At 55.5% G+C, this 26,126-nt stretch carries 23 protein-coding genes and 1 pseudogene; 7 read left to right on the top strand and 17 right to left on the bottom strand.

Going from position 1 to position 26,126, the window contains the following annotated elements:
• Nucleotides 1–137: 137 nt before the first annotated feature.
• The 4 genes from nadC (at nt 138) to hofC (ending at nt 4,242) form a co-directional block, all read left to right on the top strand.
• Nucleotides 138–1,031 carry a carboxylating nicotinate-nucleotide diphosphorylase gene (gene nadC, locus RDN66_RS06240; RefSeq protein WP_035893066.1) on the top strand — a complete coding sequence of 298 codons (894 nt, stop codon included), beginning with the start codon at nt 138–140 and terminating at the stop codon, nt 1,029–1,031.
• A gap of 178 nt (nt 1,032–1,209) precedes the next feature.
• Nucleotides 1,210–1,647 carry a prepilin peptidase-dependent pilin gene (gene ppdD, locus RDN66_RS06235; RefSeq protein WP_035893064.1) on the top strand — a complete coding sequence of 146 codons (438 nt, stop codon included), beginning with the start codon at nt 1,210–1,212 and terminating at the stop codon, nt 1,645–1,647.
• 14 nt (nt 1,648–1,661) lie between these two features.
• Nucleotides 1,662–3,047, top strand: coding sequence for a type II secretion system protein GspE (gene gspE / locus RDN66_RS06230; RefSeq protein ID WP_202216481.1), 1,386 nt, complete (start codon nt 1,662–1,664; stop codon nt 3,045–3,047).
• Nucleotides 3,040–4,242, top strand: a complete 1,203-nt coding sequence (gene hofC, locus RDN66_RS06225; RefSeq protein ID WP_202216482.1) for a protein transport protein HofC — start codon at nt 3,040–3,042, stop codon at nt 4,240–4,242. The genes gspE and hofC overlap by 8 nt, the downstream gene beginning before the upstream one ends.
• A 31-nt stretch (nt 4,243–4,273) precedes the next feature.
• Here the strand turns inward: hofC and RDN66_RS06220 are convergent, their stop codons facing one another.
• Complete coding sequence (locus RDN66_RS06220; protein ID WP_035893058.1) at nt 4,274–5,317, bottom strand: GMP reductase; 1,044 nt, start codon at nt 5,315–5,317, stop codon at nt 4,274–4,276.
• A gap of 225 nt (nt 5,318–5,542) precedes the next feature.
• On the opposite strand from RDN66_RS06220, the gene coaE reads away from it, so the two are divergent.
• Genes coaE through yacG form a run of 3 tightly spaced genes read left to right on the top strand, consistent with a single transcriptional unit; the run spans nt 5,543 to nt 7,110 of the window.
• Nucleotides 5,543–6,163, top strand: coding sequence for a dephospho-CoA kinase (coaE, locus tag RDN66_RS06215; RefSeq protein WP_308537703.1), 621 nt, complete (start codon nt 5,543–5,545; stop codon nt 6,161–6,163).
• On the top strand, nt 6,163–6,906 hold the full coding sequence (gene zapD, locus RDN66_RS06210; RefSeq protein ID WP_035893054.1) for a cell division protein ZapD: 744 nt from the start codon (nt 6,163–6,165) through the stop codon (nt 6,904–6,906). The genes coaE and zapD overlap by 1 nt, the downstream gene beginning before the upstream one ends.
• Nucleotides 6,907–6,915: 9 nt before the next feature.
• A complete protein-coding gene (yacG, locus tag RDN66_RS06205) occupies nt 6,916–7,110 on the top strand; it encodes a DNA gyrase inhibitor YacG (RefSeq protein WP_035893052.1) in 195 nt (64 codons plus the stop codon).
• An 83-nt stretch (nt 7,111–7,193) separates the two neighbouring features.
• Here the strand turns inward: yacG and mutT are convergent, their stop codons facing one another.
• From mutT to ftsI, 16 genes and pseudogenes are all read right to left on the bottom strand, one after another.
• Complete coding sequence (gene mutT, locus RDN66_RS06200; RefSeq protein WP_202216484.1) at nt 7,194–7,583, bottom strand: 8-oxo-dGTP diphosphatase MutT; 390 nt, start codon at nt 7,581–7,583, stop codon at nt 7,194–7,196.
• Between the two features lie 59 nt (nt 7,584–7,642).
• On the bottom strand, nt 7,643–10,348 hold the full coding sequence (secA, locus tag RDN66_RS06195) for a preprotein translocase subunit SecA (protein ID WP_035893049.1): 2,706 nt from the start codon (nt 10,346–10,348) through the stop codon (nt 7,643–7,645).
• Nucleotides 10,349–10,412: 64 nt separating this feature from the next.
• Entirely contained in the window at nt 10,413–10,919 is a 507-nt protein-coding gene (gene secM, locus RDN66_RS06190) for a secA translation cis-regulator SecM (RefSeq protein WP_308537702.1), read from the bottom strand.
• Nucleotides 10,920–11,180: 261 nt separating this feature from the next.
• A complete protein-coding gene (gene lpxC / locus RDN66_RS06185; protein ID WP_035893045.1) occupies nt 11,181–12,098 on the bottom strand; it encodes a UDP-3-O-acyl-N-acetylglucosamine deacetylase in 918 nt (305 codons plus the stop codon).
• A 100-nt stretch (nt 12,099–12,198) separates the two neighbouring features.
• The gene (ftsZ, locus tag RDN66_RS06180; RefSeq protein WP_035893043.1) at nt 12,199–13,350 is read right to left on the bottom strand and encodes a cell division protein FtsZ; all 1,152 of its coding nucleotides are present in this window, start codon (nt 13,348–13,350) and stop codon (nt 12,199–12,201) included.
• A 63-nt stretch (nt 13,351–13,413) separates the two neighbouring features.
• On the bottom strand, nt 13,414–14,676 hold the full coding sequence (gene ftsA / locus RDN66_RS06175) for a cell division protein FtsA (protein ID WP_035893041.1): 1,263 nt from the start codon (nt 14,674–14,676) through the stop codon (nt 13,414–13,416).
• Nucleotides 14,673–15,506 (bottom strand): cell division protein FtsQ, encoded by an 834-nt coding sequence (gene ftsQ / locus RDN66_RS06170; RefSeq protein ID WP_035893039.1) that lies wholly within the window; start codon nt 15,504–15,506, stop codon nt 14,673–14,675. The genes ftsA and ftsQ overlap by 4 nt, the downstream gene beginning before the upstream one ends.
• Nucleotides 15,472–16,428 carry a D-alanine--D-alanine ligase gene (locus tag RDN66_RS06165; RefSeq protein ID WP_308537701.1) on the bottom strand — a complete coding sequence of 319 codons (957 nt, stop codon included), beginning with the start codon at nt 16,426–16,428 and terminating at the stop codon, nt 15,472–15,474. The genes ftsQ and RDN66_RS06165 overlap by 35 nt, the downstream gene beginning before the upstream one ends.
• The gene (gene murC, locus RDN66_RS06160) at nt 16,421–17,896 is read right to left on the bottom strand and encodes a UDP-N-acetylmuramate--L-alanine ligase (protein WP_035893035.1); all 1,476 of its coding nucleotides are present in this window, start codon (nt 17,894–17,896) and stop codon (nt 16,421–16,423) included. Before murC ends, RDN66_RS06165 begins: the two co-directional genes overlap by 8 nt.
• Before the next feature lie 53 nt (nt 17,897–17,949).
• Complete coding sequence (gene murG, locus RDN66_RS06155) at nt 17,950–19,017, bottom strand: undecaprenyldiphospho-muramoylpentapeptide beta-N-acetylglucosaminyltransferase (protein WP_202216486.1); 1,068 nt, start codon at nt 19,015–19,017, stop codon at nt 17,950–17,952.
• Complete coding sequence (gene ftsW / locus RDN66_RS06150; protein WP_123650744.1) at nt 19,014–20,285, bottom strand: cell division protein FtsW; 1,272 nt, start codon at nt 20,283–20,285, stop codon at nt 19,014–19,016. The genes murG and ftsW overlap by 4 nt, the downstream gene beginning before the upstream one ends.
• Nucleotides 20,285–21,601, bottom strand: a complete 1,317-nt coding sequence (gene murD / locus RDN66_RS06145; RefSeq protein ID WP_202216487.1) for a UDP-N-acetylmuramoyl-L-alanine--D-glutamate ligase — start codon at nt 21,599–21,601, stop codon at nt 20,285–20,287. Before murD ends, ftsW begins: the two co-directional genes overlap by 1 nt.
• 2 nt (nt 21,602–21,603) lie before the next feature.
• Complete coding sequence (gene mraY, locus RDN66_RS06140; RefSeq protein WP_035893027.1) at nt 21,604–22,686, bottom strand: phospho-N-acetylmuramoyl-pentapeptide-transferase; 1,083 nt, start codon at nt 22,684–22,686, stop codon at nt 21,604–21,606.
• Complete coding sequence (murF, locus tag RDN66_RS06135; protein WP_202216488.1) at nt 22,680–24,038, bottom strand: UDP-N-acetylmuramoyl-tripeptide--D-alanyl-D-alanine ligase; 1,359 nt, start codon at nt 24,036–24,038, stop codon at nt 22,680–22,682. Before murF ends, mraY begins: the two co-directional genes overlap by 7 nt.
• On the bottom strand, nt 24,035–25,522 hold the full coding sequence (murE, locus tag RDN66_RS06130) for a UDP-N-acetylmuramoyl-L-alanyl-D-glutamate--2,6-diaminopimelate ligase (RefSeq protein ID WP_202216489.1): 1,488 nt from the start codon (nt 25,520–25,522) through the stop codon (nt 24,035–24,037). Before murE ends, murF begins: the two co-directional genes overlap by 4 nt.
• Nucleotides 25,509–26,126: pseudogene (ftsI, locus tag RDN66_RS06125) on the bottom strand (peptidoglycan glycosyltransferase FtsI); the annotation flags it as partial. The pseudogene ftsI and the gene murE, both read right to left, overlap by 14 nt.

Genomic DNA, 26,126 nt, shown 5'->3' with positions numbered 1-26,126 from the left:
ATAAGTACGTGACTGGGGTGAGCGAGGAAAGCTAACGCAGCCGCAGCTTGAAGTACGACGAGTATATATGGTTATGCTAGACGGTTCAGAGTAGCATGTTTCAAACTTTCGCATCGTTACCAATTTGGAGCTTTATTATGCCGCCTCGCCGTTATAACTCAGACCATCGACGTGACGCGCTACTTGAACGTATCAACCTCGATATTCCCAACGCTGTCGCCCAAGCGCTGCGCGAAGATTTGGGAGGAGAAGTTGATGCCCATAATGATATTACCGCACAACTGCTGCCAGAAAACAGCCATTCTCACGCCGTCGTTATCACCCGTGAAGACGGTGTATTTTGCGGCAAACGCTGGGTGGAAGAGGTCTTCATTCAGCTGGCCGGCGATGACGTGACGCTCACCTGGCACGTCGCCGACGGCGACGCGGTGAAAGCCGACCAGCCGCTGTTTGAAATCGACGGTCCTTCCCGTGTTCTGCTGACCGGTGAACGCACCGCGCTGAATTTCGTGCAAACGCTCTCCGGCGTAGCCAGTGAAGTCCGCAAATATGTCGAACTGCTGGAAGGTACCCACACCCAACTGCTGGATACCCGTAAAACGCTTCCGGGCCTGCGTACCGCGCTGAAATATGCGGTGCTGTGCGGCGGCGGTGCAAATCACCGACTGGGGCTCTCCGATGCTTTCCTGATTAAGGAAAACCATATTATTGCCTCTGGTTCCGTACGTCAGGCGGTAGAAAAAGCCTTCTGGCTGCACCCGGATGTGCCGGTAGAAGTCGAAGTGGAAAGCATTCAGGAACTCACTGAAGCGCTGAAGGCCGGAGCGGATATCATCATGCTTGATAACTTTGACACCGAGCAGATGCGCGAAGCGGTGAAAATGACGCAGGGTCAGGCGCAGCTGGAGGTCTCCGGCAACGTCACCTTTGATACCATCCGCGAATTTGCCGAAACCGGCGTGGACTATATCTCCGTTGGTGCGCTGACCAAGCACGTCCGCGCCCTCGACCTCTCTATGCGTTTTCGCTAAATCCTTTCAAATGCCCTCCTCCGCGAGGGCATTTTTTCGAGTCTGATTCCAGTTCCACGCCGTTTCACTGCAACACCATCAAAAAGCGTGGAATACGCCTTCCTGTCTCTATTTTCATGCCTCGAACGCCCTTCAGGGTTCTGACACAGTAGCCCCAGGATTCAACAAGGGGCATATCATGGAAAAACAAAAGGGCTTCACGCTTATCGAACTGATGGTGGTTATCGGCATTATCGCCATTCTCAGCGCTATTGGCATACCGGCCTATCAGAACTACCTACGCAAAGCCGCACTCACCGACATGCTGCAAACCTTTGTTCCCTATCGCACGGCAGTCGAACTCTGCGCGCTCGACCACGGCGGCGTAGATAACTGCGATGCAGGTAGCAACGGCATCCCTTCCCCCACGACGACTCGCTATGTGTCGGGGATGAACATTGCCAAAGGAACGGTCTCCCTCACCGGGCAGGAAAGTCTTAACGGGCTAAGCGTCACGCTGGTTCCTGGATGGGATAACGCCAACGGCATTACCGGCTGGCAGCGAACCTGCGATATCCAGAATGACAGCGCACTTCAGCAAGCGTGTGAAGATGTCTTCCGTTTTGACGTGCAATAGCCGGAGACGCCACGATGAAGCATGAACAGTTATCAACGCTGTGCCAACGTCATCATGCTGTGCTGTTAAGTAACGACAAGGGGGAACTGAACATCGCCGTCGTCGGAGCGCCAGCGAGCGAGCTTCTGGAAGCGCTACGCTTTGCGACCCAAAAGCGGGTTGATATTGAGTGCTGGGACCAGGAACGAATGGATAAGTATCTGGAACAAAGCGCGCGAAAAGTGACTTACCCCGTACGCGAAGAAAATGACAGCGCGGTTGAACGGCTCGACCAGTTACTTAAACAAGCCCTCTCGCAGCGGGCGTCCGATATCCATTTTGAGCCAACGGAACACTATCTGCGTATTCGCTTACGCGTGGATGGCGTACTGCATGCGCTTCCAACGATACCGCTATCGCTGATGACACCGCTTATTGCACGACTGAAAGTACTTGGTCAGTTAGATATTGCCGAACGTCGCCTCCCTCAGGATGGACAATTTACGGTAGACATCGCCGGGAAGCCGCTCTCTTTTCGTATCTCAACGCTACCCTGTCGCTACGGTGAAAAAGTGGTCCTGCGTCTGCTGCACAAGGTTGAACAAGCTTTGGATCTACAGCGCCTCGGATTATCACCCGCGGCTCTGAACCAACTGCAAACCGCCCTGAATCAGCCGCAGGGTTTACTCCTGGTGACCGGGCCAACGGGCAGTGGGAAAACCGTCACCCTCTATAGCGCTTTGCAAACCCGTAACCATCCCGAGGTGAATATTTGCAGCGTGGAAGACCCTATCGAAATTCCATTAGATGGTCTCAACCAGACTCAGGTCAGCGCCAGGAGTGGGTTGACGTTCCAGAGTATCCTGCGCTCTCTCTTACGTCAGGACCCGGATATCGTCATGGTTGGCGAAATCCGCGACGGCGAAACGGCTGAGATTGCCATCAAAGCGGCGCAAACCGGGCATCTTGTGCTCTCAACATTGCATACCAACTCAACGGTAGAAACCGTTGTCCGGCTTGAACAAATGGGCGTCGCACGCTGGATGGTCTCTTCAGCGCTAATCATGGTTATCGCACAGCGGCTGGTGCGTAAGCTATGTCCCCACTGCCGTCAGAAAACGGTTGGCGAGCCAATGTTCCCCGCCTCATTGTGGCCACGTCCATTACCCCACTGGAAGACACCCGGTTGCCCGCGCTGCTACCACGGTTACCAGGGGCGGCTTGCACTGTTTGAAGTTCTGCCTGTCACGACGCCCATTCGTCAGGCCATAGCAAATGGCGGATCCCCATCAGACATCATGCAGCACGCCAGGCTTGCTGGAATGAACACACTTTTTGAAAGCGGCTGCCTGGCCGTCGAACAGGGATTAACGACCCAGGAAGAGCTCGTCCGCGTACTTGGAATACCGAAAGATGAGTGAGCAGCTCTGGTACTGGAACGGCTTAACGGCTGAAGGAGAAACCCTCAGCGGCACGCTTTGGGCCACGCATCGGCCCGCGGCCTTGATAGTCTTAGAGCGCCAACATCTCACCATCACCACGCTAAAACGCCGCACGGTCAATACTGCATTATGGCAGGCGCAGCACAGCTGCGCGGTTATCAGCCAACTGGCCACGTTATTGCAAGCAGGGCTCCCTCTTGCGGAGGGGCTGGCTTTGCTCGCCGAACAGCACCCGGCTGCGCAATGGCGCGCGCTGTTAGGTACGCTTGCCGAGCGACTCGCACAGGGCATTTCGCTATCAGAAGGTCTACAGCAGTGGCCTCAGGCATTTCCCCCACTCTATCTGGCCATGATTCGCACCGGCGAAATCACCGGTAAACTAGAGCACTGCTGCTTTGAGCTCGCCCGCCAGCAGAAAGCTGAGCTTCTGCTAAGAGCAAAAGTAAAAAAGGCCCTACGCTACCCGCTGGTTATTTTGACGTTGGCGATAGTGGTTGTCATGGCGATGGTCGGCTTTGTCCTGCCCGAATTTACCGCTATCTATCGCACTTTTAACACCCCGCTTCCCACCCTGACTCTCGCCGTCATGGCAACGGCTGGGTTTATTGAACAGTGGTTTTTACTGCTATTAGCCTTCTTACTGGTGCCTGTAGCCGTGAGCACGGCGCTGCGTCATTACCCTCCCTGGCAGTATGCTCGTCAGAAGATACTCTTATCGCTGCCGGTACTGGGCACGCTTGTACACCGACAAAGACTCAGCCAAATCTTTACCGTGCTGACGCTCACACAACGCGCCGGTATTGCTTTCCTGCAAGGGCTGGAAACCGTTGAAGAGACGCTAAGCTGCCCATGGTGGCGAAATATTGTGGTAAGTATTCATCAGGACATCACGCAAGGCAGCGCTATCTGGCAGGCCATGGCAAACAGCCACGCCTTTACACCTTTGTGCATACAGCTGGTGAGAACGGGTGAGGCTTCTGGCGCACTGGACAACATGCTGGAGAATTTGGCCCAGCACCATCATGAGCACACGCAGAATTTAGCCGAGAATTTGACCGCGCTGCTGGAGCCTGTGCTGTTGATTGTGACCGGGGTGATTATTGGAACGCTGGTCGTCGCAATGTACCTGCCCATCTTTCATCTGGGCGATGCCATCAGCGGCGGGATGGGATAACGCTGGCGCAGGGTGCGCCAGCGAGAGCGAATTACAGGCTGTTGAACACGCGGTTCTCTTGTTCCTGTACGCGGATAAAGGTCGTGCGTTTGGTCAGTTCTTTTAAGCGCGATGCCCCAACGTAGGTGCAGGCAGAGCGCAGGCCGCCAAGGATATCGCGCGCGGTGTTATCAACCGGTCCGCGCAACGGCAGCTTAACGGTTTTGCCTTCGGCCGCACGGTACTGCGCAACGCCGCCAACGTGACGCTTCATCGCGGACTCAGAGCTCATACCGTAGAACAGCATGAATTTTTCGCCGTTTTCTTCTACCACGGTACCGCCGCTCTCATCGTGACCGGCCAGCATACCGCCAAGCATGACGAAGTCTGCACCGCCGCCGAAAGCTTTCGCCACGTCGCCCGGCATGGTGCAGCCGCCGTCGCTGACGATCTGGCCGCCGAGGCCATGGGCCGCATCGGCACATTCGATAACCGCTGAAAGCTGCGGATAGCCCACGCCGGTTTTCACGCGAGTAGTACAAACGGAGCCAGGGCCGATACCCACTTTCACGATATCTGCACCGGACAGAATCAGCTCTTCACACATTTCGCCCGTCACTACGTTGCCTGCGCAGATAGTTTTGGTCGGCCAGGCTTCACGCGCTTTTGCCACGAACTGAACGAAGTGCTCGGAGTAACCATTCGCAACATCAATGCAGACGAAGTTGAGTGATGGGTGCAGTTTCAGGATCTGCTGCGTTTTTTCAAAATCGGCATCGGAAGTCCCGGTCGATACCATCACGTGACGGAGCACCTCTTCAGACTCAGCCTGAACAAACGCACTCCACTGTTCAACGCTGTAGTGCTTGTGCACGGCGGTGAGGATATCGAAAGAGGCCAGTGCTTTTGCCATTCCGAAGGTGCCTACGGAGTCCATATTCGCAGCAATGATCGGCACGCCAGACCAGCGTTGTCCTGAATGTTTAAAGGTGAATTCGCGTTCCAGTTCAACATCGGAACGGCTTTTAAGTGTAGAGCGTTTAGGGCGGATAAGAACGTCTTTGAAACCTAACTTCAGATCTTCTTCGATACGCATGTGCGAATTCCTGGGGTTAATGGCAATTAAATTGAGAGCACAACTCCAGTAATGCAATCATACGCACTAATCAGGTCTTCGCAAGACTGCGAATTTCAGTTTTTTTAAGCTACAATCCCATAAATTTACCTGGCGAATAGTACCTTGCAACATTCATGCATGTGTATATGTCCGCTTGTTTTTTAATCATTTGATTTTCATAGTAAAAACTCAGGGTTAAGCGGTATGACTTACACAGTAGCGTTAACGGGCGGCATCGGTAGCGGCAAGAGCACGGTCGCAGATGCATTTTTTCGCCTGGGTATTAACGTTATTGATGCTGATATTCTCGCCCGCCAGGTAGTCGAACCCGGTACGCCGGCGCTGTCTGCCATTGCCGAACATTTCGGCGCAACTATCCTGAACAAAGACGGCACGCTAAACCGCCGCGTACTGCGCGAACATATTTTCGCCCATCCCGCTGAAAAAGCCTGGCTTAACGCCCTATTACATCCCCTCATCCAGCAAGAAACGCAGCGCCAGCTACAGCAGGCTACCTCGCCTTATGTGCTCTGGGTTGTTCCTCTGCTGGTAGAGAATAGGCTCTATGAGCGAGCCAATCGCGTGCTGGTTGTTGATGTATCACGCGAAACCCAGCTTCTTCGAACCATGCAGCGCGACCAGGTGTCACGCGAGCATGCGGAAAATATCCTTGCTGCCCAGGCCACTCGCGAAGCGCGTCTGGCGGTAGCTGATGACGTTATTAATAACAACGGCGCACCAGATGCAATTGCATCGGATGTCGCCCGCCTTCACGCGCTCTATCTGGAGCTCGCGGCGCAGGCTGTATCACAGGAAAAATCGTAATGCACACCCACATCCTTTTTGAGCATCCCCTGAATGAAAAAATGCGTACCTGGCTGCGTATTGAATTTCTGACGGAGCAATTGAATGTCAATTTACCTATCAGGGATCACGCCAGCGCGCTGCATTTTTTTCGCAATGTAGGGGATTTACTGGATGTGTTTGAGCGCGGTGATATTCGCACCGAACTGCTCAAAGAACTGGAACGCCAGCAGAGAAAACTCAACGCCTGGAGCGACGTTGAAGGCGTAGACCAGACCCGCATTGACGCGTTACGCCAGCAGTTAAAAAACAGCAGCAGCATCCTGATGGCCGCACCGCGCGTTGGGCAATTCCTGCGTGAAGACCGCCTGATTGCGCTGGTTCGTCAGCGTCTGAGCATTCCCGGCGGCTGCTGCAGCTTCGATCTGCCTACGCTGCATATCTGGCTGCACTCAAAGCAACATCAGCGCGATGCGCAGGTTGATGCCTGGCTGGAAAGCCTGGCGCCGCTGATCCAGGCGCTGTCGCTGATCCTCGATCTGGTGCGTAATTCCGCACAGTTCCGCAAACAAACCAGCCTCAACGGTTTCTATCAGGATAACGGCGAAGATGCCGATCTGCTGCGTCTGAAGCTTGAACTTACTTCACAGCTGTATCCGCAGATCTCCGGGCACAAGAGTCGCTTTGCCATCCGCTTTATGCCGCTGGATAGCGAGCACGGCCTCGTGCCAGAGCGCCTGGATTTTGAACTGGCCTGCTGCTAAGGAGAGAAGATGTCTGACGTTACAACCGTAAACTGCCCAACCTGCAACAAACCGGTTATCTGGGGCGAACAGAGCCCGTATCGCCCGTTCTGCTCCAAGCGCTGCCAGCTGATTGATCTCGGCGAATGGGCTGCGGAAGAGAAACGCATTCCCAGCAGCGGCGACCTCTCCGAGAGCGACGACTGGAGCGAAGAGCAGCAATAACCCAAAGGTAGCCCGGCCGAGCGCAGCGACGCCGGGAACTTCCACATAGCCACCGCTAACGCCCCTCGTCCGGGCGACAAATCTTACCCTGCAATCAGCTTTTCAATTACCGGTACGTTCGCAGGCGGAAATTCATCTGCCACTAAATCCCGTTGCGCCACCCAGCGTCCCGGCTGCCCTTCTTTACCCCACGGCTCACCTTCCCAGCCGTCTACCATCCAGAACCACAGCGTGATATGACGGTCAGGGAACTGATATTCCAGCTTATCAAACTGATGCAGGGACGTGGCAGCGATACCAACCTCTTCCTGCAGCTCGCGGATCACCGCCTCCTCGGGCGTTTCACCTGCTTCAATTTTCCCGCCGGGGAACTCCCATTTATGGGCCATATGCGAGTCGGCAGCGCGCTGGGTAATGTAAATCTCACCGGCGGCATTACGAATGATGCCAACGGATATTTGCAGTATTTTCATGTTGTCTTATCCATAAAAAAGGCGCAGTAATCTGCGCCTTTTATCTTCTTATCGTACCCTTAGCTCAGACGGCCGTGGCACTGTTTGTATTTTTTACCTGAACCACAAGGGCACGGATCGTTACGGCCTACTTTACGATCGCCGGTTTGTGCGGCCAGATCTTCTGCAACCGCTTCGTCATCGCTCTTATGGCTCAGCTGCTGCATCTGCGCCAGACGCTCAGCTTCCTGACGACGCTGCTGCTCCATCTCTTCGACTTCTTCCGGCATACGTACCTGAACCTTGCTCAGGGTGCTGATCACTTCATACTTCAGTGACTCCAGCATTGCAGCAAACATAGCGAAGGATTCGCGCTTGTATTCCTGTTTTGGATCTTTCTGCGCATAGCCACGCAGGTGGATACCCTGACGCAGGTAGTCCATTGCCGCCAGGTGCTCTTTCCACAGGGAATCGAGCGTTTGCAGCATTACGCCTTTCTCGAAGTGGCGCATCATTTCGGTGCCAACCACTTCTTCTTTACGCTGATAAACTTCTACAGCGCTTGCCAGGATGCGCTCACGCAGCGTCTCTTCGTGCAGTTCCGGCTCTTTGTCCAGCCACTCGGAGATAGGCAGGTCGAGGTCGAAGTCGTTTTTCAGACGTTCTTGCAGACCTGGGATATCCCACATTTCTTCCAAAGACTGTGGCGGAATGTGCGCGTCAATCGTCGCTTTGAAGACGTCTTCACGGATGCTGTTGATGGTTTCGCTAACATCAGACACGTCCAGCAGTTCGTTACGCTGGGTGTAGATTGCACGACGCTGATCGTTGGCAACGTCATCATATTCCAGCAGCTGCTTACGAATATCGAAGTTACGGCTTTCTACTTTACGCTGTGCGTTGGCAATCGCTTTGGTCACCCACGGGTGTTCGATAGCTTCGCCCGGCTTCATACCCAGCTTACGCATCATGCCGGACACGCGGTCGGAGGCAAAGATACGCATCAGGGCATCTTCCATAGACAGGTAGAAACGGGAAGAACCCGCGTCACCCTGACGACCGGAACGGCCACGCAGCTGGTTATCGATACGACGAGATTCGTGACGTTCGGTACCAATGATGTGCAGACCGCCAGCCGCCAGAACGGCGTCGTGACGAACCTGCCAATCGGCTTTGATCTGAGCAATTTGCTCTGGGGTTGGATCTTCCAGCTGTGCTACTTCTGCCTGCCAGCTACCGCCCAGCATAATATCAGTACCACGACCTGCCATGTTGGTGGCGATGGTCACGGCAGAAGGGTAACCCGCCTGCGCTACGATATCCGCTTCGCTAGCGTGGAACTTGGCGTTCAGCACGTTGTGCTTGATACCCGCTTTGGTCAGCTCATGGGAAACCACTTCAGATTTTTCGATAGAGATAGTACCGACCAGCACCGGTTGGCCTGCAGCAGTACGCTCTTTAATATCTTCGATGATCGCCTGAATTTTTTCCGCTTCGGTCATGTAGACCAGATCCGGCATATCTTTACGGATCATCGGACGGTTAGTTGGCACCACCACGGTATCCAGCTTGTAGATGGAGCTGAATTCGAAGGCTTCGGTGTCCGCCGTACCGGTCATACCGGCCAGTTTTTCGTACAGACGGAAGTAGTTCTGGAAGGTGATAGATGCCAGGGTCTGGTTTTCGTTCTGGATCTCAACGCCTTCTTTCGCTTCAACGGCCTGGTGCAGACCATCGGACCAGCGACGACCCTGCATGGTACGACCGGTATGTTCATCGACGATGATAACTTCGCCATCTTTAACGATGTAGTCAACGTCGCGGGTGAACAGCACGTGGGCGCGCAGGGCAGCCGTCACGTGGTGCATCAGCATAATGTTGCCCGGAGAGTACAGCGACTCGCCCTCATCCATAATGCCTTCATTCACCAGCAGCTCTTCAATCAGTACCAGACCACGTTCGGTCAGGTTCACCTGGCGGGATTTTTCATCAACGGAGAAGTGACCTTCACCCTGGAAGGTGTCGGAATCTTCCTTTTCCTGGCGCACCAGGTGAGGAATGATTTTGTTCACTTTCTTATACATTTCGGAGCTGTCTTCCGCCGGACCGGAGATGATAAGCGGCGTACGCGCTTCATCGATCAGGATGGAGTCAACTTCATCGACCAGCGCATAGTGCAGCTTACGCTGTACACGTTCTTCCGGGCTGAATGCCATGTTGTCGCGCAGGTAGTCAAAACCGTACTCGTTGTTGGTACCGTAGGTGATGTCCGCGTTGTAGGCTTCACGCTTAGCAGGAGCCGGCAGGCCAGACATGTTGATACCTACGGTCATGCCGAGGAATTCGAACAGCGGGCGGTTGTTTTCGGCGTCACGCTGGGCTAGATAGTCGTTGACGGTAACCACGTGTACGCCTTTACCGGACAGCGCGTTCAGGTAAGCCGGCAGCGTTGCGGTCAGGGTTTTACCTTCACCGGTACGCATTTCCGCGATGCAGCGGTCGTTCAGTACCATACCGCCGAGCAGCTGTACGTCAAAGTGACGCATGCCGAATACGCGCTTACTCGCTTCACGGACAACGGCGAACGCTTCCGGGATCAGGCTTTCAACGGACTCGCCTTTTTCAATGCGCGCGCGGAACTCGTTGGTTTTCGCTTTCAGCTCGTCGTCGGAGAGTTTTTCCATCTCCGGTTCCATCGCATTGATGATGCCTACAGCTTTACGCATACGGCGCAGGGTACGGTCGTTACGACTACCAAAAACTTTGGTCAATAATTTGATTAACATAATAAAATCTCAAACGCCCCGACATTTCGGAGTCAGAAAAATAAAGGATATAAAACGGTTATTTTTAGACGAGGCGCTGCGGCCCGGCGCGGATGCCTTGCACCTGGCTTATCCAGGCTGGGATGCTAAAAGCGTGAGGGGGTAAAGCAGGTAAAATAACAACCTGGGCGATCACCGCTGGCGGCTGGCTTTCAACGTTCAGTAACGCATTTAGCGTGTCGAGCAGAGCCAGATGCTGTGCGGCCTGAAGCGGCGACGCAGGCTCGGCAACCGGTGACGCAGTAGGCGCCATGGCAAAAGAGAGGTGGCGAATAACCGTGCGAATGGCATGTTGATGCCAGTAGTCCACGCTGAATGAAGGGCGACGGTTGTTCTCAAGACGCGCTAGCTGCGTGAAATCAATTTTCTGCGACGGATGATGGTTGCTGCTCGTCTCGCGGGCCGGAGAGGCAGGCTCAGTATTACTTGCAAGCGCAGGCAGGCCAAAACTAGCAGCAACCATCCCCAACAGGAGATGCGGCCAGAAGTAGCGTCTACCAAACTGTCGCCAACGCGTCAGCATTCCACTCACGTAATATTCCACCTTCGGTTTAAGTACCGTTATTCTATTTTCGCGCCAAGATATTACCATTAATGCAGCGTTGCAGCAGCAGGAATGACGAAATCATCACCGAAAAACAGGTTAAGAAAGCAGCGGTTGCACAGGAATGCGATCTTTACAAAGACACTGATGGCGGGAAAGTAGAATCTTGAGCGCTGAAAAGAAAAAACGACTGGTTCCCTGACCGGAGAGAGTGCCAGGTTGCCAGTCGAATTTACGCGATGGTCAGGCTTATGCCAGAACCATTGACGGTGCTTTGAACGCCATCGGCAGTTCTGCGTCGTCCTGGAAGGTCACAAATTCCCAAGCTTCCTGTTTTGCCAGGACCGCCTGCAGAAGTTTGTTGTTCAGCGCATGACCGGATTTATACGCGGTAAATGCACCAATAATGTTGTGACCACACATGAACAGGTCGCCGATTGCATCCAGCATTTTGTGACGAACGAATTCATCTTCAAAACGCAGGCCGTCTTCGTTCAGTACGCGATAATCGTCAACAACGATGGCACAATCGAAGCTGCCGCCCAAGGCCAGACCACGGGACTGCAGATATTCGATATCACGCATGAAGCCGAAAGTACGAGCACGGCTAATCTGTCGCATGAACGCGTCTGCGGAGAAGTTCATGGCATAACGCTGCGTGCTGGCATCAATAGCCGGATGGTTAAAGTCGATGGTAAAGTCCAACGAGAAACCATTGTACGGTTTGAATTCAGCCCACTTATCGCCATCTTCCACGCGAACGGTGTCTTTAATACGGACGAACTTCTTCGCGCAGTTCAGTTCATCGATGCCGGCATCCAGCAACAGATAAACGAATGGCGCAGCACTACCGTCCATGATCGGGATTTCTGGTGCATCGACTTCAACAATGATGTTGTCGATACCCAGGCCCGCCAGCGCGGCGTTGAGGTGCTCTACGGTAGAAATCCGCACGTCATGCTCGTTGACCAGGCAAGTACAGAGCATAGTATCACGCACAGATTTGGCATCAGCCGGGAAATCTACCGGAGGATTCAAGTCAGTGCGACGATAGATGACCCCGGTATTTGCCGGCGCAGGGCGTAACGTCAGTGTGACCTTTTTGCCGGTGTGTAAACCGACGCCAGTCGCCTGAACGATACGTTTAAGAGTCCTTTGTTTGATCATCGTATAATCTCGCCAAATTAACTATCCAACCGAAGTGTATATCACATTCGGTGGGCCAGTTTAGCACAAAGAGCGCAGATTCCCAACTTCCAGCTAATTCTTAGTCAGCTTGCTTACGCAGGAAGGCTGGGATATCCAGGTAATCCGGTTCTTTGGTGGTCTGCGGCGTATTGTCGTTTACCACTTTAGCAGCCGGTTTCTGTTCTTGCGTCAGCGGCGCCATACCATGCTGCTGATAGCGATCCAGCGCAGGTTGCTGCGTCTGCTTGTTGGTCACCAGGGTGATCTCTGGACGCTTATCCATGCCGATACCGGTCGCAACCACGGTAACACGCAGTTCGTCGTTCATATCCGGGTCAAGGGAAGTACCGATAACCACGGTCGCGTTATCCGAAGCAAACGCACGGATAGTATTACCCACGGTTTCGAACTCATCCAGACGCAGGTCGAAGCCCGCGGTGATGTTGACCAGAACGCCACGTGCGCCGGACAGGTCGATGTCTTCCAGCAACGGAGAAGAGATAGCCATTTCAGCCGCTTCTTCCGCACGGTCTTCACCGCTTGCCACGCCGGAGCCCATCATCGCATAGCCCATTTCGGACATCACGGTACGGACGTCCGCGAAGTCGACGTTCATCAGACCAGGACGGGTGATAAGCTCTGCGATACCCTGTACCGCGCCTTTCAGCACATCGTTCGCCGCGCCAAACGCGTCGAGCAGGGAGATACCGCGACCCAGTACTTTCAGCAGCTTGTCGTTCGGAATGGTGATCAGGGAGTCCACGTGCTTGGACAGTTCGGTGATACCCTGCTCCGCAAATGCCATACGCTTCTTGCCTTCAAAGTTGAAAGGCTTAGTCACGACAGCGACGGTCAGGATACCTAAATCTTTAGCCACTTCAGCAACCACTGGCGCTGCACCGGTACCGGTACCGCCGCCCATGCCTGCTGCGATAAATACCATGTCTGCACCGTCTAACGCAGCACGCAGTGCTTCACGGTCTTCATCAGCCGCGTTGCGACCGACTTCCGGGTTTGCCCCAGCGCCCAGACCTTTGGTGATACCGCTACCGATCTGGATAGTCTGGCCAACCGCCGTTTTACGCAGTGCCTGCGCATCGGTGTTAACAGCAAAAAACTCAACACCTTCAATGCGCTCGCGCACCATGTGTTCAACGGCATTACCGCCGCCGCCACCGACGCCGATGACTTTAATCACCGCGTCGTTGGTCAGTTCCATAGGTTCAAACATAGTTTCTCTCCGTTTTGTGCCTGTCGCCCGAGACCGTGAATTGTGCATTGGTCTCTTTAAAAATTAAAACTCTTTGCGTAACCAGCTATTCAGTCGCTTGATCCACGATCCGACCGATGCGGTAACGCGCTTTTCTACCTCTGCTTCACCACTTAAGTGGGACTCTTTCCCGTAGTGCAGCAGGCCCACCGCCGTTGAATAATACGGCTCCTGGGCATAGTCCGTCAGACCAGTAATATTCAGCGGCGCACCGATACGAACCTGCGTATGGAACACCCGCTGCGCGCAAGCCGCCAACCCTTCAATTTGCGCTGCGCCACCGGTCAATACAATCCCCGCCGCGAGGTGGTGTTTGACACCCTGCTGACGAAGCTGTTCCTGTAACTGTAAAATTTCTTCATTGACGAGGTTCAGCAGCTCGGTATAACGCGGCTCAATGACCTCTGCCAATGTCTGGCGCTGCAGGCTACGCGGCGGACGACCGCCCACGCTTGGCACTTCAACGCTCTCATCTTTGCCCACGATGGAGCCCAGCGCGCAGCCATGGCGCACTTTAATCGCTTCGGCGTCGCTTGGCGGCGTACCGAATGCGTAGGCGATATCGCTGGTCACCACGTTCCCGGCATAAGGGATAACTTTAGTGTGACGCAGCGCGCCGCCGGTGTAGACCGCGATATCCATTGTACCGCCGCCGATGTCCACAACGCAGACACCCAGCTCACGTTCATCTTCCGTTAAGACGGAATAGCTTGAAGCCAGACCGGCGAAAATCAGCTGATCAACCTTCAGGCCGCAACGCTCTACCGCTTTGACGATGTTTTTCGCCATGTCGTTGTGGCAGGTAATCAGATGCACCTTCGCCTGCATACGCACACCGGATAAGCCTACCGGGTTTTTGATCCCTTCCTGATAATCAATCGCGTATTCTTGCGGAATAACGTGTAAAACACGATGTTCATCACGTACGCGTACGGATTTCGCCGTGTGAACGACGTTCTCCACGTCTTCCAGCGTGACCTCTTCTTCTGAGATAGGCACCATACCTATCTCATTTTGACAGCTAATGTGCTTACCGGAAAGCGCCAGATATACCGAAGAGATCTGGCAATCCGCCATCAGCTCCGCCTGGTCGATAGCGCGCTGTACGCATTTCACTACCGACTCAAGGTCGTTAACCCCACCTTTATCCATACCACGGGAGGGACAGCTGCCGACCCCAATGATATTAATCACTCCGTCGGGCAGAACTTCCCCTACTAAAGCGGCCACTTTTGCAGTGCCAATCTCCAGTCCAACTACCAGTTTTCTGTCCGTCGCCTTGATCATTGTTGTTCTGCCTGTGCCTGATTCTGTTGTTGATTAGTGTCCGCCGCAGGAGCAGGTTCCCAGCCTACTGCCGCCCCCGAGTCATAACGCAAGTCAACATAACTAATCCGATTACCGTCTGTTTGCGCCTGCTGTTGTAGAACCGGATACAGTTCTAAAAAACGTTCCAGCCGCTTCATCGTATCGCCCCGCCCCAGATTCAACTTGATACCGTTATCAAGCGTCAGCTGCCACGAACGGCGCGCGGTCATCGCCGCAACCTTCAACGTGAACTTCCCTTTCGCGAGCATCGCTCCCATGTCGTGATAACCCTGCAACACTTCGCTTGCGCTTCCTTCAGGGCCATAGAGCATAGGCAAATTCTGCTTGCTGGTTCGATCGGCAGGTACGCTGAAGGCATTACCCTCGGCATCCACCATGTGCTGATCATTCCAACGCGCAATGGGCACATATTCAACCAGATGAATCTTCAATTCGTCCGGCCACTGCTTTCTGACGCTTGCCTGTTTAATCCACGGCAGGCGCTCAATTTGACTCTGAACGATGTTCACGTCCTGAGTCATAAAGGTTCCCGGCGATCCCAGAGCCAGAATGGACTGTCGAATATCATCGTTACGCGTGTAATGACGATCGCCAGTCACCACCAGTTTTGAGATGGGCAAACGTTGCGCATCTTCCATCCAGCCCAGCACGACCCAGCCGCTAACGAACACGGTACACAACACCGCTAGCAGGAAGACAATTCCCACCAGATGCGTTCCATTATTGCGCCGTGAAGCCGCATACTCTTCTTCTTCACGGTTCCGCGTATTCAGCGCAGCCTGCGACATATCGCCCCGCCAGGTCCAGAATTCGTACTACCAGCTGCGAGAAGCTCATTCCCGCCTGACGTGCCGCCATCGGCACCAGACTATGGCTGGTCATCCCCGGAGAGGTGTTCGCCTCCAGCAGATAATATTGACCATCGCTGTCCTGCATGACGTCAATGCGACCCCATCCACGGCAGCCTAAAACTTTCCAGGCTTTCAGTACTAAAGACTGCATTTCCGATTCCTGGGTTGGTTCCTCACAACCAGGGCAGAAATATTTTGTCTCATCAGAGAGATACTTCGCCTCATAATCATAGAAGGTTCCGGCAGGTTGGATGCGAACTGTCGGCAAAATTTCTTCACCGAGTACCGCAACCGTAAATTCTGGCCCACTGAGCCATTTTTCTACCAGAACTTCGTCATCATGTTGAAACGCCTGCGTTAACGCTTCGGCCAGGTCACCACTCTCGGTGACTTTCGACATCCCAACGCTTGAACCTTCACGACTCGGCTTAACGATAAGCGGCAGGCCGAGTGCGGCAATCTGCGCTTGAACCTCGCTGGAAAGCCCGGCATTAAAGGCTTCGCGCTCAACGGCAACCCAAGGGGCAACCGGTAATCCCGCGCCCTGCCACAGCAATTTGCTGCGCAGTTTATCCATCGAAATCGCTGAAGCCATCACGCCGCTGCCGGTATACGGAAGCTTAAGCAGTTCCAGTAATCCCTGCAGCGTGCCATCTTCACCGCCGCGACCATGCAGTGCAATAAACGCTTTCTGAAAACCCATGTTTTTCAGTTGGGTAACATCTGTCTCTTTCGGGTCGACCGCATGCGCATCAATGCCCGCTTCGCGAAGACCGGCCAGCACCGCCGTGCCGGAGTTTAACGACACTTCGCGTTCAGCAGAGGTTCCGCCCAAAAGAACCGCGATTTTATCAGCCATGACGCGGTTCCTCCTGAGTTTGCGGCTTCAGTTTGATTTCAGCTAAGTTACGCGCAATTTTACCAATATTTCCGGCGCCCTGAATTAAGACAAGGTCATTACCCGTCAGTACTGATGCCAACATTTCCGGGACCTGAGACGGGTCAGCGACCAGAATCGGGTCCACTTTTCCACGTCCGCGAATGGTACGACACAGCGAGCGGCTATCAGCCCCAGGAATCGGCGCTTCACCCGCCGGATAGACATCCAGCATCAGCAGGGCATCCACCTGGGTAAGCACGTGGGCAAAATCATCGTACAAGTCACGCGTACGGGTATAACGGTGCGGCTGGAATACCATCACTAATTTTTTGTCCGGCCAACCCGCACGTGCAGCTTTAATGGTGGCATCAACTTCTGTTGGGTGGTGACCGTAGTCATCAACCAGCAGCGCGGTGCCTTCTTTACCATTCACCTCTTCCAGCGGGAACTCGCCCAGGAAGTCAAAACGACGGCCGGTGCCCTGGAAACTTTCCAAAGCGCGCAGGATAGCGTCGTCTTCAATGCCCTCTTCCGTCGCTACCGCGACCGCTGCTGCGGCGTTCAGAGCGTTATGACGGCCCGGCGCATTCAGCGTCACGCGCAGGTCTTCTTTATCCTGACGCACCAGCGTGAAGTGCCCCTGTGGGCCAATCTGCTGGTAGTTTTCTACGCGAACGTCCGCGTCATCACTGAAACCGTAGGTGGTGGTCTGACGACCTACGCGCGGCAGCAGCTCACGGATAACCGGGTCATCAACACACATCACCGCACGGCCATAAAACGGCAAGTTGTGCAGGAAATTAATAAACGTCTGCTTTAAATTTTCGAAGTCGCCCTGGTAAGTATCCATGTGGTCGGCTTCGATGTTGGTGACAATCGCCACCATCGGCTGCAGATGCAGGAACGACGCGTCGCTCTCATCGGCTTCCGCAATCAGGTAGCGGCTATGGCCCAGACGCGCATGCACGCCTGCCGCTTTCACCAGGCCACCGTTGACGAAGGTCGGGTCCAGCCCGGCTTCCGCATAAATACTGGCGACCATCGCGGTGGTCGTGGTTTTACCGTGTGTCCCGGCAATTGCAATGCCGTGACGAAAACGCATCAGCTCCGCCAGCATTTCCGCGCGGCGAATAACCGGGATACGCGCCTCGTGTGCGGCGACGATTTCCGGGTTATCGGCAGAGATAGCCGTTGAGACCACCACAACGCTCGCATCGCGAACGTTTTCCGGACGGTGGTTGAAATAAATCGTGGCGCCCAATTTCGTCAACTGCTGCGTCACCGGGTTCGGTGCCAGATCGGAACCGCTGATCTGATATCCTTCGTTGGCCAGTACTTCAGCAATACCGCCCATACCGGCGCCACCGATGCCAACAAAGTGAATGTGCCGAACGCGACGCATCTCGGGCACAATAGAACGCAGTTTCGCCAGTTGTTGTGTATTCATTCTCTAAACGCCATCACTTCTGAAATTCGGGCGACGCAAATGCGCCGCGATGATTAAGCCTTTGCAGCCAGGCTTACTTCTTTTGCTACCCGCTCGGTAGCGTCCGGGATGGCCGTCGCACGTGCACGCTCAGCCATCTCTAATAATGTGTTGCGATCCCAGCTTGCCAGCGTGTCCGCGACCGCCTGCGCCGTAAACTGCGGCTGCTCAAAGATCTTCGCCGCGCCGGCTTTCTCCAGCGGCAGCGCATTCCAGTACTGCTGACGGTCTTTATGCTGGAATGGGACGAAAATCGCCGGCAGACCTGCCGCCGCAATCTCGCTCACCGTCAGCGCGCCGGAGCGACAGACCACCACATCGGCCCACGCGTACGCTTCGGCCATGTCATCAATGAATTCGGTTACTTTATGCTGCGGCTGACCGGCATCGACGTAGGCCTGTTCAACGGTTTGTTGACCGCCTTTTCCGCTCTGATGCCAGATAGTCACCGCATCACCCAAACGCTGTGCAACCTGCGGCAGGGTCTGGTTGAGAACGCGTGCGCCCTGAGAACCGCCAACAACCAGCACGCGGATGGGGCCATCGCGGCCCACCAGGCGCTGTTCCGGCAGCGGCAGCGCCAGCACATCAACGCGTACCGGGTTGCCAACCACGTCGGCAGTCGGGAACGCCCCCGGGAAAGCCTGCATCACTTTGGTAGCAATCTTCGCCAGCCATTTGTTCGTGAGCCCGGCAATACCGTTCTGCTCATGCAGAACAACCGGGATACCCAGCGACCACGCCGCCAGACCGCCAGGCCCGGAGACATAACCGCCCATGCCCAGCACCACGTCCGGCTTAAAGCGTTTCATGATCGCGCGCGCCTGACGCCAGGCGTTGAAAATACGCATGGGTGCCATCAGCAGCGCTTTCAGGCCTTTGCCGCGCAGCCCGGAGATATGGATAAAATCAATCTCGATGCCATGTTTTGGCACCAGGTCGGCTTCCATACGATCTGCGGTTCCCAGCCAGCGCACCTGCCAGCCCTGATCCATTAAATGGTGCGCGACCGCCAGCCCCGGAAACACGTGTCCACCGGTACCGCCTGCCATCACCATTAACCGCTTTGTTTGACCGCTCATCGAGAACCTCGGGTAAACGCCTGGGCTTTTTCCAGACGCGTTTCATAATCAATTCGTAATAAGAACATGATGGCAGTCGACATAATCAGAAGACTGGAGCCACCGTAGCTTATCAACGGCAGGGTCAGGCCTTTTGTCGGTAACATACCGGCTGCTGCCCCTACGTTTACCAACGCCTGGAAACTGAACCATACGCCGATTGCGCAAGCCAGGAAGCCAGAAAAACGTTGGTTGATCTCCAGCGCTTTGCGACCAATGGACATGGCGCGGAAAGCGACGAAGAATACCATTAAAAGTGCCAGTACCACACCGATATAACCCAATTCCTCACCGATGATGGCGAAGATGAAGTCGGTATGCGCTTCCGGCAGATACTCCAGTTTCTGCACCGAGTTGCCTAAACCTTGCCCCCACATCTCGCCACGGCCAAAGGCCATCAGCGATTGGGTCAGCTGGTAGCCGCTACCAAACGGGTCTTCCCACGGGTTCCAGAAGGAGGTCACGCGGCGAATACGATACGGTTCGGCAAGGATCAACAGTACGACCGCGGAGATCCCCATACCAATGATGGCGATGAACTGCCACAGCTTGGCACCCGCGAGGAACAGCATCGCCAGCGTGGTGACGAACAGCACCACCACGGTACCAAGGTCGGGCTGCGCCAGCAGCAAAATCGCCAGTACGAAAATCACGCCCATCGGTTTTAAGAAGCCGCGCAGGTTGTTGCGCACCTCATCGGCTTTACGCACCAGATAGTTGGCGATATAGCAAAACAGCGATAGCTTGGTCAGCTCGGCAGGCTGGATACGCAGCGGGCCGAAGGCAATCCAGCGCGATGCACCGTTAACGGAGCTACCGACGACCAGAACAATCAGCAACATACCGATAGAAGCAATCAGCATGAACGTACTGTGCTTCTGCCAGAATGACATCGGCAGCCGCAGCGTCACCAGCGCCATCAAAAACGCCAGCAGAATATAAAGACCGTCACGCTTGGCAAACAGGAAAGGATCGTTCGCCAGACGCTGTCCCACCGGCATTGAGGCCGAGGTCACCATAATAAAACCAATCGCCGCCAGGCCAAGGGTCAGCCACAGCAGAGTGCGGTCGTACATAATCAGGCTATCGGTATCTTTCTCCCGAGAGCCCATCACCCAGCCCTTAAGCGCGGCAAACATCCAACCAAACAGCCATGCGAAAACGCGCATGCCCGGCAGACGCGGCAGCCTCAGTTGAGGCAGTCTCAGGCGCGGGAGCGATAAACGCATCAACCTAACTCCTTCGCCAGGCGAGCAAACACGTCGCCGCGCTGCTCAAAGCTTTTAAACTGGTCAAGGCTGGCACATGCCGGAGACAGCAGAACCATATCGCCCGCTTTCACCTGTGGCGCAATCAGGCGCATCGCCTCTTCCATGGTTTCCGTTTGGGTGGCGATTTCCGGGCGCAGCGCGGCCAGTTCACCGCCGTCACGGCCAAAACAGAAGAGACGAATGTTATCGCCGGTCAGATAGCGTCGCAGTGGTTCGAAGTCGGCAGATTTACCATCGCCACCCAGCAGCAGATACAGCGTTCCCGCCACGTGCAGGCCGTTTAACGCTGCTTCGGTGCTGCCGACGTTGGTCGCTTTCGAGTCGTTAATCCAGCGCACGCCGCGATGGTCGAGCACAATCTGGAAACGGTGAGCCAATCCGGTAAAGGTGGTCAACGCTTTCAGGCTGGTCGCGCGCGGCAGGCCAACGGCATCCGCCAGCGCCAGCGCCGCCAGGGCGTTGCTGTAGTTATGCTGCCCGGTGAGCGGCATCTCTTTGACGTTCAATACTTTTTCACCTTTCACGCGCAGCCAGGTTTCCCCCTGCTGGCGGTTCAGGTGATAGTCACCGACGTCCACGCCGAAGCTCACGCAGCGCTCATCCGCACCGCGCACCGGCATGGTCAGGGCGTCGTCAGCGTTCACGACGCAGACTTTGGCGTTTTCATAGATACGCAACTTCGCCGCTCGGTACTGTTGCAGCCCCAGCGGGTAGCGATCCATATGGTCTTCGGTAACGTTGAGAATCGTTGCCGCCGCCGCATGCAGGCTGGAGGTGGTTTCCAGCTGGAAGCTGGAAAGCTCAAGCACGTACAGTTCGCGCGCCGGGTCCAGCAGCATCAACGCTGGCAGGCCAATATTACCGCCGACGCCGACGTTCACACCCGCAGCTTTAGCCATCTCGCCAATCAGCGTGGTGACCGTGCTTTTACCGTTGGAGCCGGTAATCGCCACGATAGGCCCCTGCGCTTCACGGCAGAACAGTTCGATGTCGCCAACAATTTCAATACCCGCATCGGCCGCACGGCTCAACGCTGGGTTTGCCAGCGCCATGCCCGGGCTTGCGACAATCAGGTCGGCCGTCATCAGCCAGTCTTCGTTCAGCCCGCCGACATAACGCTCTACCGCTTCCGGCAGTTTATCCAGACCGGGTGGCGTCGCTCGGGTATCCATCACGCGCGGCGTGACGTTCTGCGCGAGGAAAAAATCCACGCAGGAAAGCCCGGTCAGTCCAAGACCAATAATGACGACGTTTTTACCCAGGTAATCTGCCATGATTAACGTACCTTCAGCGTTGCCAGGCCAATCAGCACCAGCATCAGCGAAATAATCCAGAAGCGCACAATAACGCGCGGCTCCGGCCAGCCTTTCAATTCATAGTGGTGGTGAATCGGCGCCATACGGAAGATGCGCTGACCGCGCAGCTTGAAGGAGCCGACCTGCAGGATGACCGACAGGGTTTCAACCACGAAGACGCCGCCCATGATCACCAGCAGGAACTCCTGGCGCAGCAGCACAGCAATAATGCCCAGCGCGCCGCCCAGTGCCAGCGAACCGACGTCGCCCATAAAGACCTGTGCCGGATAGGTGTTGAACCACAGGAAGCCGAGTCCCGCGCCAACAATCGCCGTACAGACGATCACCAGCTCGCCTGCATGACGCAGGTAAGGAATATGCAGGTAGCTCGCGAAATTCATGTTACCGGTCGCCCACGCCACCAGCGCAAAGCCCGCCGCCACGAAGACGGTCGGCATAATGGCCAGTCCGTCGAGGCCATCGGTCAGGTTAACGGCGTTGCCGGTACCAACGATAACGAAATAGGCCAGCAGGATGTAGAGCAGGCCAAGCTGCGGCATGATGTCTTTGAAGAACGGCACCACCAGCTCGGTAGCTGGCGTATCTTTACCGGCAAGGTACAGCGCAAAAGCCACGCCCAGCGCAATCACCGACATCCAGAAGTATTTCCAGCGCGCGATAAGCCCTTTGGTGTCTTTACGAACCACTTTGCGGTAGTCATCAACAAAACCGATAATGCCGTAGCCGATCAACACCGTCAGCACGCACCAGACGTACGGGTTTGACGGATAGGCCCACAGCAGCACGGAAACGGTGATCGCGGTCAGGATCATGATCCCGCCCATCGTCGGCGTACCGCGTTTACTGAAGTGAGATTCAGGACCGTCGTTACGAACAACCTGACCAAACGACATTTTTTGCAGACGGGCAATCATGCGCGGTCCCATCCACAAAGAGATGAACAGCGCGGTCAGCAGGCTGACGATGGCGCGAAACGTCAGATAGGAAAAGACGTTAAAGCCGGAATAATATTTGACCAGATGCTCGGCCAGCCACACTAACATGTCCCGTTCTCCTGTAATGCACGTACGACCTCTTCCATGGCAGCACTGCGTGATCCTTTCACCAGAATGGTGATAGTTTTATGTTCGTTAATCAGCGTGTTAAGACGAGCAATAGCCGACGCTTTATCGGTGAAGTGCTCCCCTGCCCCGCTGGCAGTGCTAATCGCCTGGCTTAACGTGCCGACGCTCAGAACTCGGTCAATCCCGGCCGCTTTGGCAGCGTTACCCACCTGGATGTGGCACGCTTCGCTTTCGGCGCCAAGCTCTGCCATATCGCCAACGACCAACACACGGTAGCCAGGCATTTCAGACAGCACCTGCACCGCAGCCGTCATAGAACCGACGTTCGCGTTGTAGGAGTCATCCAGCACCAGCTGGCTGTCCGTCAAGTGAATCGGGAACAAACGCCCCGGCACCGCTTTCAGCTGTGCCAGCCCGACTTTCACCGCGCTTAAGTCTGCGCCAACGGCGGTTGCCAGCGCGGTCGCGGCAAGCGCGTTCGCGATGTTATGGCGACCCGGCAGCGGCAGCAGCACGTCAATGCTGCCGTTCGGCGTATGCAGCGTAAATTCGGTACCCTGTGAGGTAATACGAACGTCAGAGGCGTGGAAATCACTCCCCGCCGCGTTGGGTGAAAAACGCCAGACGGTACGATCGCCAATCACCTGCTGCCAGTTGGCCCAGTCGTTGTTATCGGCGTTCAGAATCGCAATGCCGCTGTCCGGCAGGCCGGTGAAGATTTCACCTTTCGCCTTCGCCACGCCCGCCAGCGAGCCAAAACCTTCCAGATGCGCAGCCGCTAGGTTGTTCACCAGCGCCGCTTCCGGGCGGGTCAGGCTAACGGTCCAGGCGATTTCGCCCTGATGGTTTGCGCCGAGCTCAATCACCGCAAACTGATGTTCCGACGTTAAGCGCAGTAATGTCATCGGCACGCCGATATCATTATTGAGATTGCCCGCGGTATAAAGTGTGTTGCCGCACTGCCCAAGAATGGCGGCGGTCATCTCTTTTACCGAGGTTTTACCGGAAGAACCGGTCAGGGCCACCACGCGAGCAGGAACCTGCTGGCGCACCCAGGCAGCCAGTTCACCAAATGCCAGACGGGTATCGCTCACTACGAGCTGTGGCAGGTTGATGTCCAGCTTACGGCTGACCAGCAGCGCACCGGCGCCACCGTCTTTTGCCGTTTGCGCAAAATCATGCGCGTCAAAACGTTCGCCTTTCAGCGCCACAAACAGACAACCCGGCGTTAATTTCCGGGTATCCGTGGTGACGTCTTCAATAAGGGAATCGCTGCCATAAAGCTCGCCGTTCAGAACGTTGGCAAGCTGGCCAAGCGTTACGCCAATCATGCCACCACTCCCAGCAGACGCGCTGCGGTAATACGGTCGGAGTAATCGAGACGACGGTTACCCACAATCTGATAATCTTCGTGGCCTTTGCCCGCCACCAGAACAACGTCATTCTCTTTCGCCTGCATGATGGCGTTGGTTACCGCTTCCGCGCGGCCTTCCATCACCTTCACGTGGCCGGCATCTACCATGCCCGCAAGAATGTCGTTAATGATATCGCGCGGCTCTTCGGTACGCGGGTTATCGTCAGTGACCACCACAACGTCGGAGAACTCTTCGGCAATGGCCCCCATCAGCGGGCGCTTGCCTTTATCACGGTCGCCGCCGCAGCCAAATACGCACCACAGCTTGCCGGAGCAGTGCAGACGCGCGGCCTGCAATGCTTTTTCCAGCGCGTCTGGCGTATGAGCGTAATCAACCACCACGGTCGGTTTGCCCGGCGCGCTAAACACTTCCATGCGCCCGCACACCGGCTGTAAACGCGAAGCGGTTTTCAGCAATTCATTCAGCGGATAGTCCAGCGCCAGCAGCGTCGCCAATGCCAACAGCAGGTTGCTGACGTTAAACGCCCCCATCAGGCGGCTTTCAATTTCGCCTTCGCCCCAGGTGGACGCAAAGCGGATAGTCGCGCCGCTGTCGTGGTAATCCACCGCCACGGCTTTCAGCCAGCGGCCATGGCAGTTCGGATTAATGTGATCGTCCATGGAGACCGCAACGGCATCCGGCAGACGGCCTAACCAGCGACGACCCACTTCATCGTCTGCATTGACGATGGCCTGGCCGCAGTGGTGGGTGGAGTACAGCAGCCATTTCGCCGCTTCGTAATGCTCCATATCACCATGATAATCAAGATGATCGCGGCTCAGGTTAGTAAATACCGAGGCCGCAAACTTGAGCGCTGCTACGCGGTGTTGCACCAGGCCGTGAGAGGAAACCTCCATCGCGGCAACCGTTGCACCCTGCTCAACCAACCCTGCCAGCACATGCTGTACATCAACGGCAGAACCGGTGGTGTTTTCCGTCGGGATGACGTTATCCAGCAGGCCGTTACCGACCGTCCCCATCACCGCGCTGGTTTCGCCAAGCAGATGGCACCACTGTGCAATCAGCTGCGTGGTGGTGGTTTTACCGTTGGTTCCGGTCACGCCAATCAGGCGCAGGCTGTCGGATGGCTCGTGGTAAAAACGCCCGGCCAGTGCCGATAAGCGCTCGTTTAACTGGCTGAGGTAGATAACCGGCACACCGTGCATCTCGCGGATTTCACCGTCGGTTGCCTCATCTTTTGCCTCGGCTATAACAGCAGCGACACCTTGCGCAATTGCCTGCGGGATATAACGACGCCCGTCCGCCTGATGACCCACTACCGCCACGAACAGATCGCCCGATGCAGCCACACGGCTGTCGAGCGTCATCTCTCGCAGTACTCGCTCCGGCGCATTTGGCACCCACGGAGCGAGAAGGTCGCGCAAATTACGATCTGCCACCTGTACCCTCGCCTTGATTCGTTACTAATTCACTTTTATCGCCGCCCGTTGCCAGCGCATCCGGCTCAATGTTCATCGTGCGCAGAACGCCGCCCATGATGGCACCAAAGACCGGCGCGGAAACGGCGCCACCGTAGTATTTACCCGCCTGCGGATCGTTGATGACCACCACCAGCGCAAAGCGCGGCTGGCTGGCTGGCGCAACGCCCGCGGTGTAAGCAATGTATTTGTTGATATAGCGTCCGTCCGGGCCGACTTTTTTCGCCGTACCGGTTTTAATCGCGATACGGTAGCCTTTAATCGCCGCTTTCACGCCGCCGCCGCCAGGCAGCGCCACGCTTTCCATCATATGAACGACGGTGCGGACGATAGATTCCGGGAAGATGCGCTCACCGGGAACCGGCGGGTCAACTTTGGTTATCGACAGCGGGCGGTAAATCCCGTAGCTGCCAATCGTTGCGTAGACACGCGCTAACTGTAACGGCGTTACCATTAGCCCGTAGCCGAAAGAGAAGGTGGCCCTCTCTATGTCAGACCACCGTTGTTTTTGAGGATATAAGCCACTGCGTTCTCCGACCAACCCCAAATTGGTCGCTTTTCCCAG

This window comes from uncultured Kluyvera sp. (assembly GCF_902485085.1).
Lineage (GTDB): Bacteria > Pseudomonadota > Gammaproteobacteria > Enterobacterales > Enterobacteriaceae > Kluyvera > Kluyvera ascorbata.
The sequence above is the reverse complement of the archived record's forward strand: the minus strand, read 5'-3'. Positions and strand labels throughout refer to the sequence as shown.

Bases quoted from the DNA above. Each gene is read 5' to 3' on its own strand.
- hofC (WP_202216482.1), top strand. From the start codon at position 3,040: ATGAGTGAGCAGCTCTGGTACTGGAACGGCTTAACGGCTGAAGGAGAA.
- ftsZ (WP_035893043.1), bottom strand. From the start codon at position 13,350: ATGTTTGAACCTATGGAACTGACCAACGACGCGGTGATTAAAGTCATC.
- secA (WP_035893049.1), bottom strand. From the start codon at position 10,348: ATGTTAATCAAATTATTGACCAAAGTTTTTGGTAGTCGTAACGACCGT.
- mraY (WP_035893027.1), bottom strand. From the start codon at position 22,686: ATGTTAGTGTGGCTGGCCGAGCATCTGGTCAAATATTATTCCGGCTTT.
- coaE (WP_308537703.1), top strand. From the start codon at position 5,543: ATGACTTACACAGTAGCGTTAACGGGCGGCATCGGTAGCGGCAAGAGC.
- yacG (WP_035893052.1), top strand. From the start codon at position 6,916: ATGTCTGACGTTACAACCGTAAACTGCCCAACCTGCAACAAACCGGTT.
- mutT (WP_202216484.1), bottom strand. From the start codon at position 7,583: ATGAAAATACTGCAAATATCCGTTGGCATCATTCGTAATGCCGCCGGT.
- ftsW (WP_123650744.1), bottom strand. From the start codon at position 20,285: ATGCGTTTATCGCTCCCGCGCCTGAGACTGCCTCAACTGAGGCTGCCG.
- gspE (WP_202216481.1), top strand. From the start codon at position 1,662: ATGAAGCATGAACAGTTATCAACGCTGTGCCAACGTCATCATGCTGTG.
- ppdD (WP_035893064.1), top strand. From the start codon at position 1,210: ATGGAAAAACAAAAGGGCTTCACGCTTATCGAACTGATGGTGGTTATC.
- nadC (WP_035893066.1), top strand. From the start codon at position 138: ATGCCGCCTCGCCGTTATAACTCAGACCATCGACGTGACGCGCTACTT.
- murF (WP_202216488.1), bottom strand. From the start codon at position 24,038: ATGATTGGCGTAACGCTTGGCCAGCTTGCCAACGTTCTGAACGGCGAG.
- RDN66_RS06220 (WP_035893058.1), bottom strand. From the start codon at position 5,317: ATGCGTATCGAAGAAGATCTGAAGTTAGGTTTCAAAGACGTTCTTATC.
- ftsQ (WP_035893039.1), bottom strand. From the start codon at position 15,506: ATGTCGCAGGCTGCGCTGAATACGCGGAACCGTGAAGAAGAAGAGTAT.
- zapD (WP_035893054.1), top strand. From the start codon at position 6,163: ATGCACACCCACATCCTTTTTGAGCATCCCCTGAATGAAAAAATGCGT.
- RDN66_RS06165 (WP_308537701.1), bottom strand. From the start codon at position 16,428: ATGGCTGATAAAATCGCGGTTCTTTTGGGCGGAACCTCTGCTGAACGC.
- lpxC (WP_035893045.1), bottom strand. From the start codon at position 12,098: ATGATCAAACAAAGGACTCTTAAACGTATCGTTCAGGCGACTGGCGTC.
- murC (WP_035893035.1), bottom strand. From the start codon at position 17,896: ATGAATACACAACAACTGGCGAAACTGCGTTCTATTGTGCCCGAGATG.
- murG (WP_202216486.1), bottom strand. From the start codon at position 19,017: ATGAGCGGTCAAACAAAGCGGTTAATGGTGATGGCAGGCGGTACCGGT.
- ftsA (WP_035893041.1), bottom strand. From the start codon at position 14,676: ATGATCAAGGCGACGGACAGAAAACTGGTAGTTGGACTGGAGATTGGC.
- murD (WP_202216487.1), bottom strand. From the start codon at position 21,601: ATGGCAGATTACCTGGGTAAAAACGTCGTCATTATTGGTCTTGGACTG.